Here is a 16,280-nt window from a genome sequence, read left to right as displayed (position 1 = left end):
GGATTATGTCAATCACGCCGTCGCGAGATGACGTAGGATTCGTCGAGAAACCAGAGCCCGTTGTACTTGCGCAGCACGTCCCGGGCGGCATCCAGAGTGCGGCCGTTTTGAGTCATTTCTGTCAATCGGTCGTCCTCGATCTGCGCCACATACACCGCCGCGTTCCACGCTGCAAAGGCCGTCGAGGTTCCGATGGAGCCCGTTACCTCGTTGGGCAGCGCTTCCATATCATACCTGAAGATCGAGCGGTTGTCCGCATAAGCATTAAAATTTAGGTCGCGGCCCAACGATCCGAGCTCATACTTAACCGCGCGCAATATCTCATGGCGGCTGACCGCGAAAGGGTTTTCTCCGGGCCAGATCGCCTGGATCATTTCCATGCCCGGATCCTGGCCGTGAGAGTGGATTCCGATCAGCCTCCCACCCGGGCGAAGTGCCCGCGCCAGGGGCGCAATGATCCGTTTTGCCCGGAAATTGACCGAGGACAGGGCGCGGTAGGGCTGGGAGGCGATGACGAGGTCGAAATTGGCCTCGGTCTGGCCCGGCCGCGGAATGGTCGAATCCAGCAGGAACCGGTGATCCTCGCGATAGAGCACGAGGACGACGGGCCGCTCATAGAGCGGCATGGCCGTGCGGGGGCTGATCGCGGCGCGCCAGTTCTGCTCCAGGAACGGCCTGAGCTCGGCGATCTGCTGCTCGAACTCGCCCGATGAAGCGCCCCTCAGCGGGACCTCGTGCCAGACGGTGGCGGCGGCCGCCGCGGGCGACGCCGGCGTCAGCCAGGGCGCCTCCGAGTAGAACATGTTGGTGAAGACAAACACCGACGCCGGATGCTCGAAAATGCGGTCCGGCACCTTCTCCAGCGTCAGGCGCAGATCCTCGAGGCTCAGCTCCTTGCCGGCGACATAGAACGGCATGTGCGGGTAGCGCTGATGCGTCGCGCGCAGCACCCGCGCCAGCACCGTGCCGTCGCCGACGCCTGCATCGAAGATGCGCAGCGCCGGCGGGCGCGGATGGATGGTGGAGAGCTCCAGCGCCACGCGGTCTGCGATCACCCGCTTCTCGCTGCAGGTATGGACGAACAGCAAATATTTCTGCCGGTTCTCGAAGAAGCGGAAATTGCCGCGCGGATCGCGCTTTTCCGGCGGCACCTGGAGGCCCCGCGGCGGCGGCAGGCCGCCGGTCGTCGATGCCGCGATATAGGCCTGGATCCGCTCCAGTGTGTCGATGGTGATGCGTTTGCCCTCGCGCAGGCGATGCACGAGCTTCCCATCGTTCACCGCGCGGCGGCCAAAGGTCGATTCCGCCATGTCCGCCTTGCGGCAGAACTCGGTGATCTGGCTCAGGATTTCGTCGTTTTTCATCGGTGGGAAGTCGGTGGGCAGCGGCGTTGGGCTCCACCTCGTAGCAAATTCTGCCCACTGAGGGAATAGCCCGCCCTGCTTTACTCCACGTCCAATGACGAGCGCGTGAACCCCGGGGCACCGCCGGGCAACAAACAAGCGCCTCTCCTCTCATGGGACCACCGCCATGCGTCGCCTGCTCGCCGCACTCTGCCTGCTCACCGCCGCGCATTGGACCGCACCCGCGCTGGCGCAGGCGCGCAGCCAGCTTGGCCCGCTCTGCACCACCGAGACCACGCCGGCGGACCAGATGGTCGACGCCTGCACCAAGATCATCGCCCTGAAGGTGTTCAAGGGCGAGCAGCTCGCGACCGTCTATTTCTGGCGCGCGGTGGGCTGGAACAAGAAGGGCGACTACGCCAAGGTCATCGCGGATGCCACCGAAGCGATCCGGCTGAAGCCGAGCCAGGCCGTCTATAATTTGCGGGGATCGGCCTACTACGACAAGGGCGACTACGACATCGCGATCGCTGATTTCGACGACGCGCTGAAGCTCGGCGGACCAAGCGGAATCATCTTCCACAATCGCGGCAATGCCTGGCGCGGCAAGCGCGATTATGCCAAGGCGATCGTCGACTACGATGCCGCCATCAAGGCCGATCCGAAATCGGCGTTCTCGTTCCAGAACCGCGGCATCTCGAAAGAGGCGCTCGGCGATCTCGACGGCGCGCTCGCCGACATCAACCAGGCGATCCGGCTCGATCCGACGCTGCCGCAGCCGCTGATCAACCGCACCTCGATCTGGCGCGCCAAGGGCGAGCTCGATCGCGCCATCGCCGACGGCAGCGAGGCGATCCGGCTTGCCAAGGAGAAGCCGCCGGTCAACATCATGACGCCGCCGAACAGCGTGCTGATCTCCGGCTACACCCATCGCGCGCTGGCCTATGAGGCGAAAGGCAACTACGCCCGCGCACGCGAGGACTACAACGCGACGCTGGCGATCGTGGCTTCCGATGCCGTCAGCAAGGCCAATCAGGCCACCCCAAAGGTGCGGCTGTCGCTGGTGACGGACGCAGCCGCGCCGATCCCGCGCGATGCGCCCTCACCCGCAACGCAGCCGGCGGCGGCCCCTGCTCCGCAGCAAACCGTTGCCGCACCCGCCCCTTCGCCTGCTCCGGCGGTTCGCGGCACGCGCATGGCGCTGATCATCGGCAACGGCGCCTATGCGCATGTCAAGGCGCTGCCCAACCCGCCCAACGACGCGCGCGCCGTCGCCAAGAGCTTGCGCGACATCGGCTTCACGGTGTCGGAGGGCGTCGATCTCGACCGCGCCGCGATGCAGAAGATGACGCGCGACTTCTTGCGTGACGCGGCACGGGCGCAGGTCGCATTGGTCTACTATGCCGGCCACGGCGTGCAGGTCGATGGCCGCAACTACCTCATTCCCGTCGACGTCGAACTCAAGCCGGGCACGAACATGACGGAGGCGATGATCGATATGGACACGATCATGGCCGGCCTCGACGACCAGGTCCGCACCAACATCCTGATCTTCGACGCCTGTCGCAACAATCCGATGGCTCAGCAGATGGCGAGCGCCGGCACCAATCGTGCCATCGAGGGCGCCTCGGGCCTCGCAGCGCCGGCGAGCCTGGGCACTGGCGCGACGCTGGGCGCCGGCACGCTGATCGCCTTCGCCACCGCACCGGGCCAGGTCGCGCTCGACGGCGAAGGCGCCAACTCGCCGTTCTCCGCCGCGCTCTCGCGCCACATCGGCACGCCGGGCCTCGAGGTGCAGCAGATGCTGACACGGGTGCGGGCCGAGGTGGTGTCGAGCACCAGGAACAAGCAGGTGCCGTGGTCGAACTCGTCGCTGCTGGGCGAGGTTTACCTGGCGGAGAAGTGAGGGCGCGGATGCGCCGCCACGTCAGGATGGCGCTGCCATCGGCTACATACTCAGTGCCATCGCCCGGCTTGACCGGGCGATCCAGTATTCCGAGACGCCAGTGCTTCACCGAGAAGCCGCAGCGTACTGGATTCCCCGCTTTCGCGGGGAATGACGGCGAGCATGCGGAGGCTTACTGGCCCCACACTTCCTTGGCGATCTCGACCGCGAGGCCGAGCTTGGCCCACTGCTCTTCCTCGGAGAGGATGTTGCCCTCTTCGGTCGAGGCGAAGCCGCATTGCGGCGACAGCGCGAGCTGCTCCAGCGGGGCGAACTTGGCGGCCTCTTCCAGACGGCGCTTGATGTCGTCCTTCTTCTCGAGCTCGCCGAACTTCGAGGTGATGACGCCGACCACGACGACCTTGTTGCCCTTGGGCAGGAAGCGCAGCGGCTCGAAGCCGCCGGCGCGGTCAGAGTCGTATTCGAGGAAGTAGCCGTCGTAATTGGTGCCGGCGAGCATGGTCTCCGCCACCGGCTCGTAGCCGCCCGAGGAGATCCAGGTCGAGCGGAAATTGCCGCGGCAGACATGCGTCGTCACCACCATGTCGGCCGGCTTCTCGGCCAGCGCGTAGTTGATGATGCGGGCATAGATCTGTTGGAGACCGTCCGGATTGTCGCCGCGCTCGCGCGCCTTCTGCAATTCGTCCTGCGAGCAGAGATAGGCCCACACGGTGTCGTCGAACTGGAGATAGCGGCAGCCGGCGTCGTAGAACGCCTTGACCGCCTTGCGGTAGGTCTTGCCGAGGTCCTCGTAGAAGGCGTCGAGATCGGGATAGACGTCCTTGGAGATCGACTTGCGGCCGCCGCGGAAGTGCAGCACCGCCGGCGACGGGATCGTCATCTTGGCGGTGACGTGGGCCTGGTCGGCGACCTTCTTCAGGAAGCGGAAGTGGTCCAGCATCGGGTGGCTGTCGGGGAAATCGAGCTTGTCGATCACGCGCACCGCGTCATGACGGGTCTGCACGCCCGTGAACTGGATGCCGGTGTCGGGATGGAACAGCTCGCAACCGGTGAGCTTGGCGAGGAAGTCGAAATGCCACCAGGAACGGCGGAATTCGCCGTCGGTCGCAAGCTTCAGGCCGATCGAGGCCTGCTTGTGCACGACCTTCTCGATCTCCATGTCCTCGATCTTGCGCAGATCGTCGACCGAGATCTCGCCCTTATCGAGCTTGGCTCGGGCGTCCTTGATCTTGGCGGGACGCAGAAGGCTGCCGACTTCGTCGGCGCGGAAGGGGGCTTTCGTTCGCTGCATTTGGTACTCCCGGGTATTTTCTAGTGGGCCGACGCCCCTGCGACCCCGAGGTGGCGCTCCAGGACCGAAGGGTCGGCCTTCAGCGCGGCGCTCGGGGCGTCATGGACGATCGTTCCGCGCTCCAATATCACAACGCGGTCGGCAAGCCCCAGAATCTTTTGCGCATTCTGCTCGACGATGATCGAGCAGATGCCGCCGGCCCGGGTGATGGTCCCGATCGCCTTCAGCAGCTCCTCAACGATGATGGGCGCAAGGCCCTCGGTCGGCTCGTCCAGCAGCAGGACCTTCGGGTTGAGGGTCAGCGCACGGCCGATCGCCAGCATCTGCTGCTCGCCGCCGGAGAGCTGGTTGCCAAAGTTGCTCCGCCGCTCCTTCAGCCGCGGAAACATCTCGTAGACCTTCTCGACCGTCCAGGGGCCGGGCTGGGCCACCGCGGTCATGTTCTCCTCGACCGTCAGCGAGCGGAAGATGTTGCGCTCCTGCGGCACCCAACCGATGCCGGCGCGCGCCCGCTGGTCGGGCCGCAGGGCCGTGACGTCGGTGCCGGCGAGCCCGACAGTGCCGGAGAAGCGGCGGGTGACCCCGACGATGGAGTTGATCAGCGTGGTCTTGCCGGTGCCGTTGCGGCCCAGGAGCGCCAGCACCTGTCCCTCGGCGAGGCGCAGGGACATGTTGGGCAGCACCACCGCCTCGCCGTAACCGGCACGCAGCGAGTCAATCGCGAGCAGGTCAGACATTGACCGCCTCCTCGCCGAGATAGACCGCCTTCACTTGCGGGTCTCGCGCGACCTGCTCAGGCGGGCCTTCGGTCAGCAGTGCGCCCGAAACCAGCACCGAGATGCGGTCGGCAAAGGAGAACACGAGGTCCATGTCGTGCTCGATCAGCAGCACCGTGACGTCGCGCGGCAGGCTGCCTACGACGGCGAGAATGTCGTGGCGCTCGCTCTCGGGCACGCCGGCGGCGGGCTCGTCCAAGAGCAGCACGCGCGGCTTGGCGGCGATCGCGACCGCGATCTCGAGCAGGCGCTGCTTGCCGTAAGGTAGCGTGACCGTCTGCTCGTTCATGACGTCGAGCAGATGGAAGCGCGTCAGCAGATCGGCGATCTCGTCGTTGACATCATTGCGGGTGCCCATCCGCCGCCACCAGTCGCCGCCATGACCAAGGCGCTCGGAGACGGCAAGGCCGATGGTCTCCAGTGGCGTCAGGTCGGGATAGAGCTGGTTGATCTGGAAGGTGCGCGACAGGCCGCGCAGCACGCGCTTGTGCACCGGCAGGTCGGTGATGTCCTGGCCTTCGAGCAGGATGCGGCCGGAGTTCGGCTTCAGCACGCCGGTGAGCTGGTTGATGACCGTGGTCTTGCCGGCGCCGTTCGGGCCGATCAACGCGTGACGGGCACCCTGCTTGACCTTGAGCGACAGGTCGCGCGTCACGCGCAGGCCGCCAAAAGTCTTTTCGAGGTTCTGGGTCTCGAGCGCGATGGTCATGCGTCGCTCTCCGGCACGGCGACGACGGCCTTGCGCCCGGCCACCTGCTTGATGACGAGATTCGGCACATACAGCACCCAGCGATGCAGGCGCTGGCGGCCGACCAGCACGATCACCACCAGCACGAGGCCGATCCAGAACTGCCAGTATTGCGGGGTGATGGTGGAGAACACCTCCTGGAGCATGCGGAAGATCACCGCGCCGATCAACCCGCCATAGAGATAGCCGGTGCCGCCGATGACCAGCACCAGCATCAGATCGGCGGAGCGCTCGAAGGCGAACACGTCGAGCGAGGCGATCGCCGTGGTCTGGGTGAACAGCGCACCGGCGATGCCGGCATAGAACGCAGCTAACGTGTAGATCGCGATCAGGCGGCGGTTGACGGGGATGCCGATCGCAGCTGCCCGCAGCGGATTGTTCTTGATCGCGCGCAGCGACAGGCCGAACGGGGAATGCACGACGCGGCGGGCGAACAGAAACAGCAGGAACAGCACGGCCAATGAATAGAAGAAGCCGGCCTTGCCGAACATGTCGAACGGGATTTCGCCCAAGATCGGCTGCATCTCGATCCCCTGCAGGCCGTCGGTGCCGCCGGTGATGTTGGAGAAGCGCTCGGCGAGCGCCTCCAGCAGCAGCGCAATGCCGAGCGTGACCATCAACCGCGTGAGGTCGACGCCGCGGATCACCAGGAAGCTGGTTGCAAAGCCGAGCACCATCGCGGCAAGGCCGGCAACGATGAGGGCCAGCACGGGCTCCTTGACGATGCCGTGCAGCGCAAGCAGTCCCGCGGCATAGGCGCCGACGCCGAAGAAGGCGGCATGGCCGAGCGAGACGATGCCGGCATAGCCGAGGATCAGATCGAGCGACATCGTGAACAGCGCCAGGCGCAGGATGTCGGTCATGATCAGGTAGCGCGTGGGGAACAGAAAGCCGCAGGCCAGCACGATCAGCCAGAAGGCGACTTCGCCATAGTGCCAGCGCGCCTGGCGCTGGGCGTGATAACCGACGTCGGAAGAAGCGCTCATCGGCAAACTCAACGCGCGGCCGTGCGGCCGAACAGGCCGTTCGGGCGCCAGATCAGGATCACGATCATCATGGTGTAGATCACGAAGGGGCCCATCTTCGGCACGTAATATTTGCCGGCGACGTCGCCGATGCCGAGCAGGAGCGAGGCCAGGAACGGGCCTGTAATCGAAGACGAGCCGCCGACGGTGACCACGATCAAAAAGTAGATCATGAACTTCAGCGGGAAATACGGATCGAGGCCAAGGATCTCGGCGCTGAGCGCGCCGCCGAGGCCGGCGAGGCCGCATCCAAATGCGAAGGTGAAGGCGAACACCTGCGGCACGTTGATGCCGAGGCCGCTCGCGGCGCGGGGATCGTCGACCGCGGCGCGCAGGCGGCTGCCGAAACGCGTCTTGGCCAGCACCATCTGCAGGCCGATGGTGAGCAGCCCACAGATCACGATGATCATCAGCCGGTAGCGGCCGATGCCGACGCCGAACACGTCGAACTGGCCCTGCAGCGCGGCCGGCAGGTTGATGAAGACGCGCGAGGAGCCCTGGATGTAGTCGACCGCTGCCACCGACATGAAGGTCAGGCCGATGGTGAACAGTACCTGGTCGAGATGGCTGCGCGTATAGAGATGACGGTAGAGCGTGCGCTCGAGCAAGATGCCGATCGCGGCCGACGAGACGAAGGCGAGCGGCAGCGCGGCGAAGAACGGCCAGCCCATCCTGTTGACCAGCACCATGCAGACATAGCCGCCGGCCATGGCGAAGGCGCCGTGGGCGAGGTTGACGAAGTTCATCAGGCCGAGCGTGACCGCGAGCCCGCATGCAAGCACGAACAGCAGCATGCCATAGGCAACGCCATCGAACAGGTTGGTGAGGATCGCGGTCATCGAGGCTGGATTGATCCTGATAGTCGTTCGTCATTCCGGGGCAGCGCGCAGCGCTGAACCCGGAATCTCGTTTCAACAATCTCGAGATCCCGGGTTCGCGCTAAGCGCGCCCCGGGATGACGCGCTTTCGCGCGTCACTTCTTGGTCTTGCCGAGATCCTTGACGGCTTCGAAGGTCGCGAACTCGACGTTGTAGAGCTCGCCGTCGACCTTCTCGACCTTGCGGATGTAGATGTTCTGCACGATATCGCGGGTCTCGGGGTCGATCGAGATCGGGCCGCGCGGGCTCTCCCACTTCTGGCCCTTCATCGCCTCGATCAGCTTGTCGCCGTTGGTATCGCCATTGGTCTTCTTCAGCGCCTCGTAAATGAGGTGGATGCCGTCATAGCCGCTCACCGCCATGAAGCCAGGACGGTTGCCGAAGGCTTTCTTGTAGGCCGCGACGAAGTCCTTGTTCATCTGCGAGGGATGCGCCGCCGAGTAGAGGTGCGCGGTGACCGTGCCGAGCACGGCGTCGCCCATGTTGTTGAGCAGGTCGTCGTCGGTGACGTCGCCCGGTCCAATGACCTTGATGCCGGCCTTGTCGAGGCCACGTTCGGCATATTGCTTCATGAAGTTGCCGCCCTGGCCGGCCGGCACGAACACGAAGATCGCGTCGGGCTTGGCATCCTTCATGCGCTGCAGGAACGGCGCGAAATCGGGATTGGCCAGCGGCGTCTTCACCTCTTCGACCACCTCGCCACCGCCGGCAGTGAAATTCTGCTTGAAGAAGTTGAGCGCATCATTGCCCGGCGCGTAGTCGGAGGTGAGCGTCGCGACCTTCTTGATGCCGTTCTTCACCGCCCAGTCGCCGATGATGGTGGAAGACTGCGCCAGGGTGAAGCTGGTGCGCACGATGTAGGGCGAGCGCTCGGTGATGATGGAGGTGCCGGCCGCCATCACGACTTCCGGAATCTTGGCCTGCGTGGCGAGCGGCGCAGCGGCAAGAGCCGCCGGCGTCACGCCGAAGCCGGCGATGAAATTGACCTTGTCGTTGACGATCAGCTCCTGCGCGGCCGTCTTGGTCTTGTCGGGAATCGCAGCGTCATCCTTGAGGATGATCTCGACCTTCTTGCCGGCGACGGTGTCGCCCTTCTGCTGCATGTAGAGCTTGATCGCGTTCTCGATCTGCTTGCCGGTCGAGGCCTGGCCCCCGGTCATCGGCAGGATCAGGCCGACCTTGACGGTGTCCTCGGCCTTGGCCGGCGCGAGCACTGCAAGGCCTGCGATAGCGGCCGCTGCTGCGGTGCGCGAAAACACTTTGCGTTCGAACATCAAATGTCCCTCCCCTTCATTCCTGACCTCTTGTGCGGCGGACCGAGTGCCCGGTCCTTGCCTCAGTTTAGCTCACGCACGCGCGATATCGCGCGCCACATGGCGTCTTTCGCGCCCTCATTGTCAATCGGACGTTTGGCGACCCTTCGGCGCAAGCCGAGCGTTCCGATTTGCCGACGGCAAGGAGCGGTGTCGCGGTTACGTTAGGGTAACTGAGTTTCCCGCTCGTGCCCGCCTCCATTTGGACGATTGTACAAATAAAATGGACCTGTCAACGAAAAAGCCCCTCCGCTGCCCAAGCCAATTTGTCGCGAGCCTTCCGTCGCAGTCTAGGAACGTGAGCGGCCGCGTGGATGGAGGATTTCGTCCACCTTTTGCAGAATTCGGACATCGGCGAGGTCGTGGTGGTTAAGACTCGGTAACGAATTACCTACCTCGAATAAGCCTATTTTACCTTGTTGAAGGCTACTCTCCAGACGCTGGCCTAAGCTGGCGTTCCATGACAGAAGCCGCGCTCCCACAATGCCCAAGCCTTTCCGCTCCGTCCTCGCCCTCACCGTGCTCGCCGCGGGGCTGTGCGGCTGCGGCACGGTCAACGAGAGACTGTCGTCCGGCATGGGCGACTACATTCCGCAATGGGCCGGCGGCCTGCCGGCGGATGCCCCGCCGCGGCCGGGCACACCGCAATACGACGCCTACATGAAGGAACGCGAACGCAAGCGACTGATGCCGGCGGCCGATCGCGAGAAGGAAGAGCAGGCGCAGAAGGGCGCGATGGGGTCCACTTCGGGCGGTGCGGTGCGTTAAGGGAGCGAATGGCGAATAAAAGTGGCGAATGGCCACGCTTCTATTCGCTACTCGCCACTCACTATTCGCTAATCCACGAACACCACGGTCTTGCGCCCGTTGAGGATCACGCGGTCATCGAGATGATAGCGGATCGCGCGCGCGAGCACGCGGCGTTCGATGTCGCGGCCCTTGCGGACGAGATCTTCCGGCGTGTCGCGATGGCTGATGCGCTCGACGTCCTGATCGATGATCGGGCCTTCGTCGAGGTCGCGCGTGACGTAATGGGCGGTCGCGCCGATCAGCTTGACGCCGCGCTCATGCGCCTGGTGATAGGGCTTTGCGCCCTTGAAGCCCGGCAGGAACGAGTGGTGGATGTTGATGCAGCGCCCGGAAAGCTTTGCCGAGAGATCGTCGGACAGGATCTGCATATAGCGGGCGAGCACGACGAGATCGGTCCCGGTCTGGGCGACGAGATCGAGGATCTGCGCCTCCTGCTCGGGCTTGGTGTCCTTTGTGATCGGCAGATGGTGGAACGGGATGCCGCCGAAATCGAGCCCGGCATAGACCTCGCGCGGATGGTTGGAGACGATCGCGGCGAGCGTCATCGGCAATTCGCCGGTGCGCCAGCGATAGAGGATGTCGACCAGGCAATGGTCCGACTTCGACACCAGCAGCATCACCTTGCGATGCGCAGCGCGATCGCGCATCTGCCAGTCCATGCCGAAACGCTCCGCGATCGCGGCAAAGCCGGTCTGAAGCGCAGACAGTTCCACGGCGAGATCGGCGGCGGTGAACACCACGCGCATGAAGAACTTCTTGGTCTCGACGTCGTCGAACTGCTGGGCGTCGAGAATGTTCTGTCCGGAATTAGCCAGGAAGGTCGACACCGCCGAGACGATGCCGGGGCGATCCGGACAGGACAGGGTCAGCACATATTGATGGTCGGGCATGGCTCTTGATGAAGGTTTGTGCAAGGGCTGCGGAACGCTCCGCGATTTGCGCCCTGCTCTAGCACCGACCCTGCCCTTGCGCCAATCCCGACCGCGGAGTCAGGATGAATGGTCCATTGCGATTTGACTGACCGGAGCACGCCCATGGCCGACCGCTTGAATGGCACCCGCATCCTGATCCTGGAAACGCGCGAGGAGGCTCAGTTTTCCAAGCTTCTGGCCGAGCAAGGCGCCGAGGTCGTGCAATGTCCGATGTTCACCATCGAGGATGCGCCGGACCCCGCCCCGGTCGAAGCCTGGATCCGCCGCGCCATCGACGAGCCACTCGACGATCTCGTGCTGATGACCGGCGAAGGCCTGCGGCGGATCATGAAGCTCGCGCGCGCTCGCGGCCTCGACCAGCCCCTTGTCACCTCGCTCGCCAAATCGCGAAAATTCACCCGCGGGCCGAAGCCCGGCAAGGCGCTGCGCGAGGTCTCGCTCGAAGCGCAGCAGACCACGGAGAAGCCGACCACCGAGGGCGTGATCGAGATGCTGGGCAAGCTCGACCTGAAGGGGCATCGCCTCGGCCTCCAGCTCTATCCGGACAAGGACCACGGCGCGCTGACCGGCGCGCTCTCGGCGCAGGGGGCCGAGGTCGATAGCGTGCTGCCCTATGTCTACGATTCCAAGGCCGCGGATGCCAACATCATCGCTGCCATCGACGACATGGCTGAGGGACGGATCGATTGCATCGCTCTGACCAATCTCGGCCAGGTCCGCCGCCTGATCGAAGCGGCGAAGGCCGGCGGCAGCGAGGCGAAGTTGCGCAAGGGCTTCGCGCGGACGCTGATCGCGTCGGTGGGGCCCGCGGTGTCCGGCGAACTCACCGGACATGGCTTGCGCGCCGACGTCTCGCCTCCCGAGGACGCTTATTTCATGCGCCCGCTGATCTCGGCGATGGCGGCAGCGCTCGCCGAGAAACGCCCGAAGGTGGCGCGTTAATCGCTGAGATCTCTAACCTACCACCTGCGAGGCAGCCGACATCAACTCCTGCGGGCTCGGCATCCCGAACATGCGATGGCCGCCTTCGGGTACCTCGGTGAAGGTCCAGCGTACGATCCCTTCCCGGTCGAGCAGGAACTGGCCGAACAGCTGGCCCGTGCCGGTTGCCGCCATGCGCTGATCGGCCTCCGTCATCTCGTAACCGTCCTTGTTGTTGAGGTACTCTGCCGCCGCCGGCCGGTTCATCGGGCTGGGCAGTTCGCCGGGCATATCCACTTGCATGCTCATGACCGCGTCCACGGCCACCTTGCGCGGCCACTCGGTTTCGTTCTCCGTGAATTCGAGATTTGGCAGGCCGAACGCGCGGTGCGAGACCCGTTCGGGATCAGACGCGGCGAGCAGATTGGGCAACGGGTGATATCGGAAGTAGAGCCGCGCCCGATCGGTCGGCGTATTGACGACGGTGAGACTTTCGACACCCTTGTCGCGCAGGGCTGCGTCAAGCTGCGCCTGTGCCGCAATATGGCGGCGGCAGAACGGGCAATGCAAACCTCGAAACAGGCCTACCAATATCGGACTGCGCCCGCGAAAATCCTCGAGTGCGACCTTCCCTTCGCGCGTGATGGCGTCCAGCACGATGTTGGGTGCGCGATCGCCCGGTTGAAGCGGTCCATCGACATGGCGTTCTGACATGGTTGAACTCCTTCACATGACCTAGTCGAGAAATGGCAGTACAATCAGTCCGGCGGGATCAAGCCCGTGCCTGGTGCAGACATCATCAGCCAGCGCGAAATAGCGCTCGGCTTCAGGCATGTCGCCGCGATCAAGGTTCAATGTCGCTAGGCCATCATAGCATGGAAAGAGCTGTTGCGGCTCGCCGGTTTCGCTCGCGACCTCGATGGCCTCATTGTAGCAGCGGGCAGCCTGATCGGGCCGGAAATGGCATTGATGGATTTGCCCGAGTACGATCAAGGGTACAGGGAGATGCTCGCGCTGATCGAGCGCCCGGTCGATCTCGATCGCCTTTTCGGCAGCGGGCACGCCTTCGTCGGTGCATTTATCCGTGAAGGTGCAACAGGCGACGGCAAAATTGGCAAGAAGGCGCGCCTGGAACCCGAGGTCGCCAATACGATGCGCGACATCCAGCCCGCGCCGACAAACTTCCATGGCCCGCGCCGGGTCCACAATGGTGTAGAGCACCGCGAGATTGGTATAGCCGCGGCATGCCACGTTGAGAAGGCCGGCGGCTTCGGCTGCCGCGACACTTTGCTCCACTTCGCGCACCGCATCCTGGTGTCGTCCAAGGCGCGCCAGGGCAACCGCCTTGGTATTGAGGGCCTCGGCAATGGCGCGCGCTGCCTCGAGTCCGGTCTGTTCGTCCGCGGCCGCAGGCGCGGATCGGGCGTAGCCAAGCGCCTGGTCTGCCCATCTCGCGGCGGCCGTATGATCGCCCATGCGAAAAGCGAGACGGCCACGTTCCTGCGACAGGTGCGCGCGCTCGATGGGCGCTTCGGTCCCTCCAAGCCGTTCCGCCGCCTCGGCGTAATGCGTCTCGGCCTTGATCCGCTTGCCGGCGTCCCACAACAACCGGCCAAGCTTGCGAAGAATTCGCGCTTCGCCGATGCGATCGGCAGCGACGCGATACCCTTCCAGCGCGCTCTGGTAGTGCTCCTCGGCCGTGTTGCGACGGCCGGCCGCGCCACAGAGTTCCGCGATCCGCTCGGACAGAACCAGCCGCTCCGGGTCGCATTCGCCACCGGTCAACAGCACGGCGAGGGCCTGTTGGTAGAGGCGGATGGCATCGTCATTGGCATAGGTTGTGCGCGCGCGATCGCCGGCCGCGCGCAGGTAACGCGCGCCTTTCGGCTTGCGCGCGCTGAGGCTGAAGTGGTGTCCGAGCAGGATGAGGTCTTCGAGCCGCTCGGGCTCGCTGCCGTAGAGCTGCTCCAGCGCGGCACCAATGCGTCCATGAAGCTCGATCCGCCGCTGCAAGAGCAGGTTTTGATAGATCACGTCCTGAAGCATGGTCTGCGTGAAACGGTAGCATCGCAGCGAAATCGAATTAGCGCCCGCGACTTCCTCGACAATCTCGGCGTCGCACAGACGTTCTACTCCCACTTCGACCTTCGCCTGCCCGGTTGCTACCGCGCCGAGCAGAGCCACATCGAAGCGGGGGCCGATCACCGCGGCCTCCTGCGCCAACCGACGCACCTCCTGCGGCAGCCGATCCAGGCGCGCCAACAACAGAGCTTGAATGCTCGCCGGGATATCGGCGGCGGCTTCATCCAACTTGATCCGCCATTGCGAGCCGTCGCACTCCAGGGCGCCAGCTTCGATGAGACCGCGGATGATCTCCTCGAGGAAAAGTGGATTGCCGCTCGCGCGCTCCAGGATGCGACTGAACAGACTTCCGGGCGGCTCACGCCAACCGAGACTGAAAAAAGCCGAGAGCAGCTTTTGCCCGTCGGCGTCACCGAGTGGAGGCAATCGGATGGTCGTGTGGCTGATCCGACCCGAACCGAACTGATCCAGCTCCAGCATTGGCCGATGCGTAAACAGCAGCATCAGCCGCGTGCGCTCCAGCCGGTCCATCAGGAATCGCAGCGCTTCGAGAGATACGGCATCCGCCCAGTGCAGATCCTCGACAATGATCAGGAGCGGCGACAAGGCCAGGCGCCGTTCGAAGACGGTCCGGATCGCAAAGAATATCTGCCGCCGGAGCTGTTCGGGCTCGATATGCTGCAATACGGCGTCCGCGCCCCCGAGACCGAGAACGTGGACATAGAGCGGCATCAACCGCTCGGCCTCCTCGGCCGCAAGGCCGAGATCTGACAGCGCTTCAGTCAGCTTGGCCTCAGTCTCCGCGGCGCTGGCCTTCTGCGCGATGCCATAGGCGCTGCGCAGCACTGCGGCGAGCGTGCCGTAGGATTGTTCGCCGAGCGGCGAGCAGACCGCCTGCCGGATCGCCACGCCTTCGAAGCGGTCTTCATCGCGGATACGGGCGACGAATTCGTTCACCAGGCGCGTTTTGCCGATGCCCGCTTCGCCGACCAGCCGCACCAATTGCGCCGCCCCGCCGCACGCGCGATCGAGGCTGCTGATCACGCGGGCAAGTTCGGCGTCGCGGCCGATCAGGGGCGCACTGAGGCCCAGCGTGTCGAGGCCTCGTGCCGCGCGCGGCATGTCGAGCAGCCCCTTGAGACGATGGACCAGGACGCTGCCCATCTTGCCTTTGAGCGAGATCTCGCCAAGCGATTCATACGCGAATGCGTGCCGGGTCAGACGGTAGGTCAACGGCCCGACCAGCACCTGGTCCGGCGGCGCCATCGACTGCAACCGCTGAGCGGTATTCACCGTGTCGCCGGTCACCGAGTAGGATTTGGCAACGCCCACACCCAGTCCGCCCGCGACCACGTGCCCGGTGTTGATGCCGACATGGAGCAGCAGCGGTGAACCGGCAAACGCCTTCACCCGTTCGCTGAGCTGCGCCGTCCGCTCGATCATGTCGATGGCAGCGCGGACCGCCCGCTCCGGATCGTCCTCGTGCGCGGCCGGCGCACCGAACAGCGCCAGCAGCGCATCGCCGATGAACTTGTCCACGAAGCCGCCAAAGCCTTGCACGGCCGCCGTCAGCTCCTCGAACAACTCGTTCTGAAGCGTCTGCATGACCTCGGGGTCGAGGCGTTCGCTCATTGCGGTAAAGCCGCTGAGATCGGCAAACAGCACGGTGATGGTGCGGCGATTGGCTTCGCTGTCGATCTTGTCCGGCTGCGGTCGAAATGCCTGTTGAGGGTCTGCTGTCGGCGCCAGTGGCGGCGAGGATGCCCTGACCGGCGCGGTCGGCCGCGCCTCTGCTCGGGGTTGAGGGACCTCGCCGACCAGCGCGCCGCATTTCGGGCAATACGCGAAATCCGGTGCGCATGGAAAGCCGCAGCCGGGGCACGCGTTCGGCTGCTTCGTGCCGCACTTCGGGCAGAAGGCAAAGCCGCTCTGAACCTCGAAACCGCAACCGGAGCAGTTCATGGCCCAAGACCTCGCGGAAGCCGCGATGGCGCGATCTGTTGGCCCGTTCAAACGGGCCTCAATTGCGGACCAGAATGGGCTTTGTGTGCCGGAAGAGCAAGCGGTGGCTCGTCTACCTCTTCGTATCGGCTGGGCAACGAGGCAATGCTGCAGACGCACAGACGCACCGTAGATCATCGGCAAGCATGGCGGCATGCTGTAGCGCCAATTGACAGACGCATCGCCGGGGCTACCCTGCCGAACAGAAGAACAAATAATAAGGACCGGGAATCGCCCTGAAACCCGTCAACGCA

At 64.6% G+C, this 16,280-nt stretch carries 13 protein-coding genes; 3 read left to right on the top strand and 10 right to left on the bottom strand.

Features of this window, described 5'->3' with window-relative positions; all coding sequences use genetic code 11:
- Nucleotides 1–8 precede the first annotated feature (8 nt).
- A complete protein-coding gene (locus AAFG16_RS18795) occupies nucleotides 9–1,364 on the bottom strand; it encodes a hypothetical protein (protein ID WP_342740165.1) in 1,356 nt (451 codons plus the stop codon).
- A 166-nt stretch (nucleotides 1,365–1,530) separates the two neighbouring features.
- Between AAFG16_RS18795 and AAFG16_RS18790 the strand changes: the two genes are divergently transcribed.
- Entirely contained in the window at nucleotides 1,531–3,249 is a 1,719-nt protein-coding gene (locus AAFG16_RS18790; RefSeq protein WP_342740164.1) for a caspase family protein, read from the top strand.
- 172 nt (nucleotides 3,250–3,421) lie between these two features.
- Here AAFG16_RS18790 and AAFG16_RS18785 read toward each other — a convergent pair whose 3' ends face one another.
- The 6 genes from AAFG16_RS18785 to AAFG16_RS18760 all read right to left on the bottom strand — a co-directional run bounded on the left by AAFG16_RS18785 (nucleotide 3,422) and on the right by AAFG16_RS18760 (nucleotide 9,241).
- Nucleotides 3,422–4,540, bottom strand: coding sequence for a cobalamin-independent methionine synthase II family protein (locus AAFG16_RS18785; RefSeq protein ID WP_342740163.1), 1,119 nt, complete (start codon nucleotides 4,538–4,540; stop codon nucleotides 3,422–3,424).
- Between the two features lie 20 nt (nucleotides 4,541–4,560).
- Entirely contained in the window at nucleotides 4,561–5,277 is a 717-nt protein-coding gene (locus AAFG16_RS18780; protein ID WP_342740162.1) for an ABC transporter ATP-binding protein, read from the bottom strand.
- Nucleotides 5,270–6,025, bottom strand: coding sequence for an ABC transporter ATP-binding protein (locus AAFG16_RS18775; RefSeq protein WP_283085786.1), 756 nt, complete (start codon nucleotides 6,023–6,025; stop codon nucleotides 5,270–5,272). Before AAFG16_RS18775 ends, AAFG16_RS18780 begins: the two co-directional genes overlap by 8 nt.
- Nucleotides 6,022–7,050: a branched-chain amino acid ABC transporter permease gene (locus tag AAFG16_RS18770; RefSeq protein WP_283085785.1), complete on the bottom strand. Its 1,029-nt coding sequence runs from the start codon at nucleotides 7,048–7,050 to the stop codon at nucleotides 6,022–6,024. Before AAFG16_RS18770 ends, AAFG16_RS18775 begins: the two co-directional genes overlap by 4 nt.
- Before the next feature lie 8 nt (nucleotides 7,051–7,058).
- Nucleotides 7,059–7,928, bottom strand: coding sequence for a branched-chain amino acid ABC transporter permease (locus tag AAFG16_RS18765; RefSeq protein ID WP_027564908.1), 870 nt, complete (start codon nucleotides 7,926–7,928; stop codon nucleotides 7,059–7,061).
- Nucleotides 7,929–8,062: 134 nt separating this feature from the next.
- The gene (locus AAFG16_RS18760) at nucleotides 8,063–9,241 is read right to left on the bottom strand and encodes an ABC transporter substrate-binding protein (protein WP_283085784.1); all 1,179 of its coding nucleotides are present in this window, start codon (nucleotides 9,239–9,241) and stop codon (nucleotides 8,063–8,065) included.
- Between the two features lie 522 nt (nucleotides 9,242–9,763).
- On the opposite strand from AAFG16_RS18760, the gene AAFG16_RS18755 reads away from it, so the two are divergent.
- Complete coding sequence (locus tag AAFG16_RS18755; protein ID WP_342740161.1) at nucleotides 9,764–10,048, top strand: hypothetical protein; 285 nt, start codon at nucleotides 9,764–9,766, stop codon at nucleotides 10,046–10,048.
- 68 nt (nucleotides 10,049–10,116) lie between these two features.
- Here the strand turns inward: AAFG16_RS18755 and purU are convergent, their stop codons facing one another.
- Nucleotides 10,117–10,980, bottom strand: a complete 864-nt coding sequence (gene purU, locus AAFG16_RS18750) for a formyltetrahydrofolate deformylase (RefSeq protein WP_283085782.1) — start codon at nucleotides 10,978–10,980, stop codon at nucleotides 10,117–10,119.
- Nucleotides 10,981–11,124: 144 nt separating this feature from the next.
- Here purU and AAFG16_RS18745 point away from each other — a divergent pair, with 144 nt between their 5' ends.
- On the top strand, nucleotides 11,125–11,964 hold the full coding sequence (locus AAFG16_RS18745) for a uroporphyrinogen-III synthase (RefSeq protein WP_342740160.1): 840 nt from the start codon (nucleotides 11,125–11,127) through the stop codon (nucleotides 11,962–11,964).
- 12 nt (nucleotides 11,965–11,976) lie between these two features.
- Here the strand turns inward: AAFG16_RS18745 and AAFG16_RS18740 are convergent, their stop codons facing one another.
- Nucleotides 11,977–12,657, bottom strand: coding sequence for a redoxin family protein (locus AAFG16_RS18740; protein ID WP_342740159.1), 681 nt, complete (start codon nucleotides 12,655–12,657; stop codon nucleotides 11,977–11,979).
- A gap of 21 nt (nucleotides 12,658–12,678) precedes the next feature.
- Nucleotides 12,679–15,987, bottom strand: a complete 3,309-nt coding sequence (locus tag AAFG16_RS18735; RefSeq protein ID WP_342740158.1) for an adenylate/guanylate cyclase domain-containing protein — start codon at nucleotides 15,985–15,987, stop codon at nucleotides 12,679–12,681.
- Nucleotides 15,988–16,280 lie beyond the last annotated feature (293 nt).

Origin of the sequence: Bradyrhizobium sp. B117, assembly GCF_038969555.1 — a bacterium.
In the GTDB taxonomy this organism is placed as follows: domain Bacteria; phylum Pseudomonadota; class Alphaproteobacteria; order Rhizobiales; family Xanthobacteraceae; genus Bradyrhizobium.
This window is presented reverse-complemented; position numbering and strand designations above follow the sequence as displayed.

Coding starts and splice junctions, on each gene's coding strand:
- AAFG16_RS18745 (WP_342740160.1), top strand. CDS start 11,125: ATGGCCGACCGCTTGAATGGCACCCGCATCCTGATCCTGGAAACGCGC.
- AAFG16_RS18735 (WP_342740158.1), bottom strand. CDS start 15,987: ATGAACTGCTCCGGTTGCGGTTTCGAGGTTCAGAGCGGCTTTGCCTTC.
- AAFG16_RS18760 (WP_283085784.1), bottom strand. CDS start 9,241: ATGTTCGAACGCAAAGTGTTTTCGCGCACCGCAGCAGCGGCCGCTATC.
- AAFG16_RS18755 (WP_342740161.1), top strand. CDS start 9,764: ATGCCCAAGCCTTTCCGCTCCGTCCTCGCCCTCACCGTGCTCGCCGCG.
- AAFG16_RS18775 (WP_283085786.1), bottom strand. CDS start 6,025: ATGACCATCGCGCTCGAGACCCAGAACCTCGAAAAGACTTTTGGCGGC.
- AAFG16_RS18795 (WP_342740165.1), bottom strand. CDS start 1,364: ATGAAAAACGACGAAATCCTGAGCCAGATCACCGAGTTCTGCCGCAAG.
- AAFG16_RS18770 (WP_283085785.1), bottom strand. CDS start 7,050: ATGAGCGCTTCTTCCGACGTCGGTTATCACGCCCAGCGCCAGGCGCGC.
- AAFG16_RS18790 (WP_342740164.1), top strand. CDS start 1,531: ATGCGTCGCCTGCTCGCCGCACTCTGCCTGCTCACCGCCGCGCATTGG.
- purU (WP_283085782.1), bottom strand. CDS start 10,980: ATGCCCGACCATCAATATGTGCTGACCCTGTCCTGTCCGGATCGCCCC.
- AAFG16_RS18740 (WP_342740159.1), bottom strand. CDS start 12,657: ATGTCAGAACGCCATGTCGATGGACCGCTTCAACCGGGCGATCGCGCA.
- AAFG16_RS18780 (WP_342740162.1), bottom strand. CDS start 5,277: ATGTCTGACCTGCTCGCGATTGACTCGCTGCGTGCCGGTTACGGCGAG.
- AAFG16_RS18765 (WP_027564908.1), bottom strand. CDS start 7,928: ATGACCGCGATCCTCACCAACCTGTTCGATGGCGTTGCCTATGGCATG.
- AAFG16_RS18785 (WP_342740163.1), bottom strand. CDS start 4,540: ATGCAGCGAACGAAAGCCCCCTTCCGCGCCGACGAAGTCGGCAGCCTT.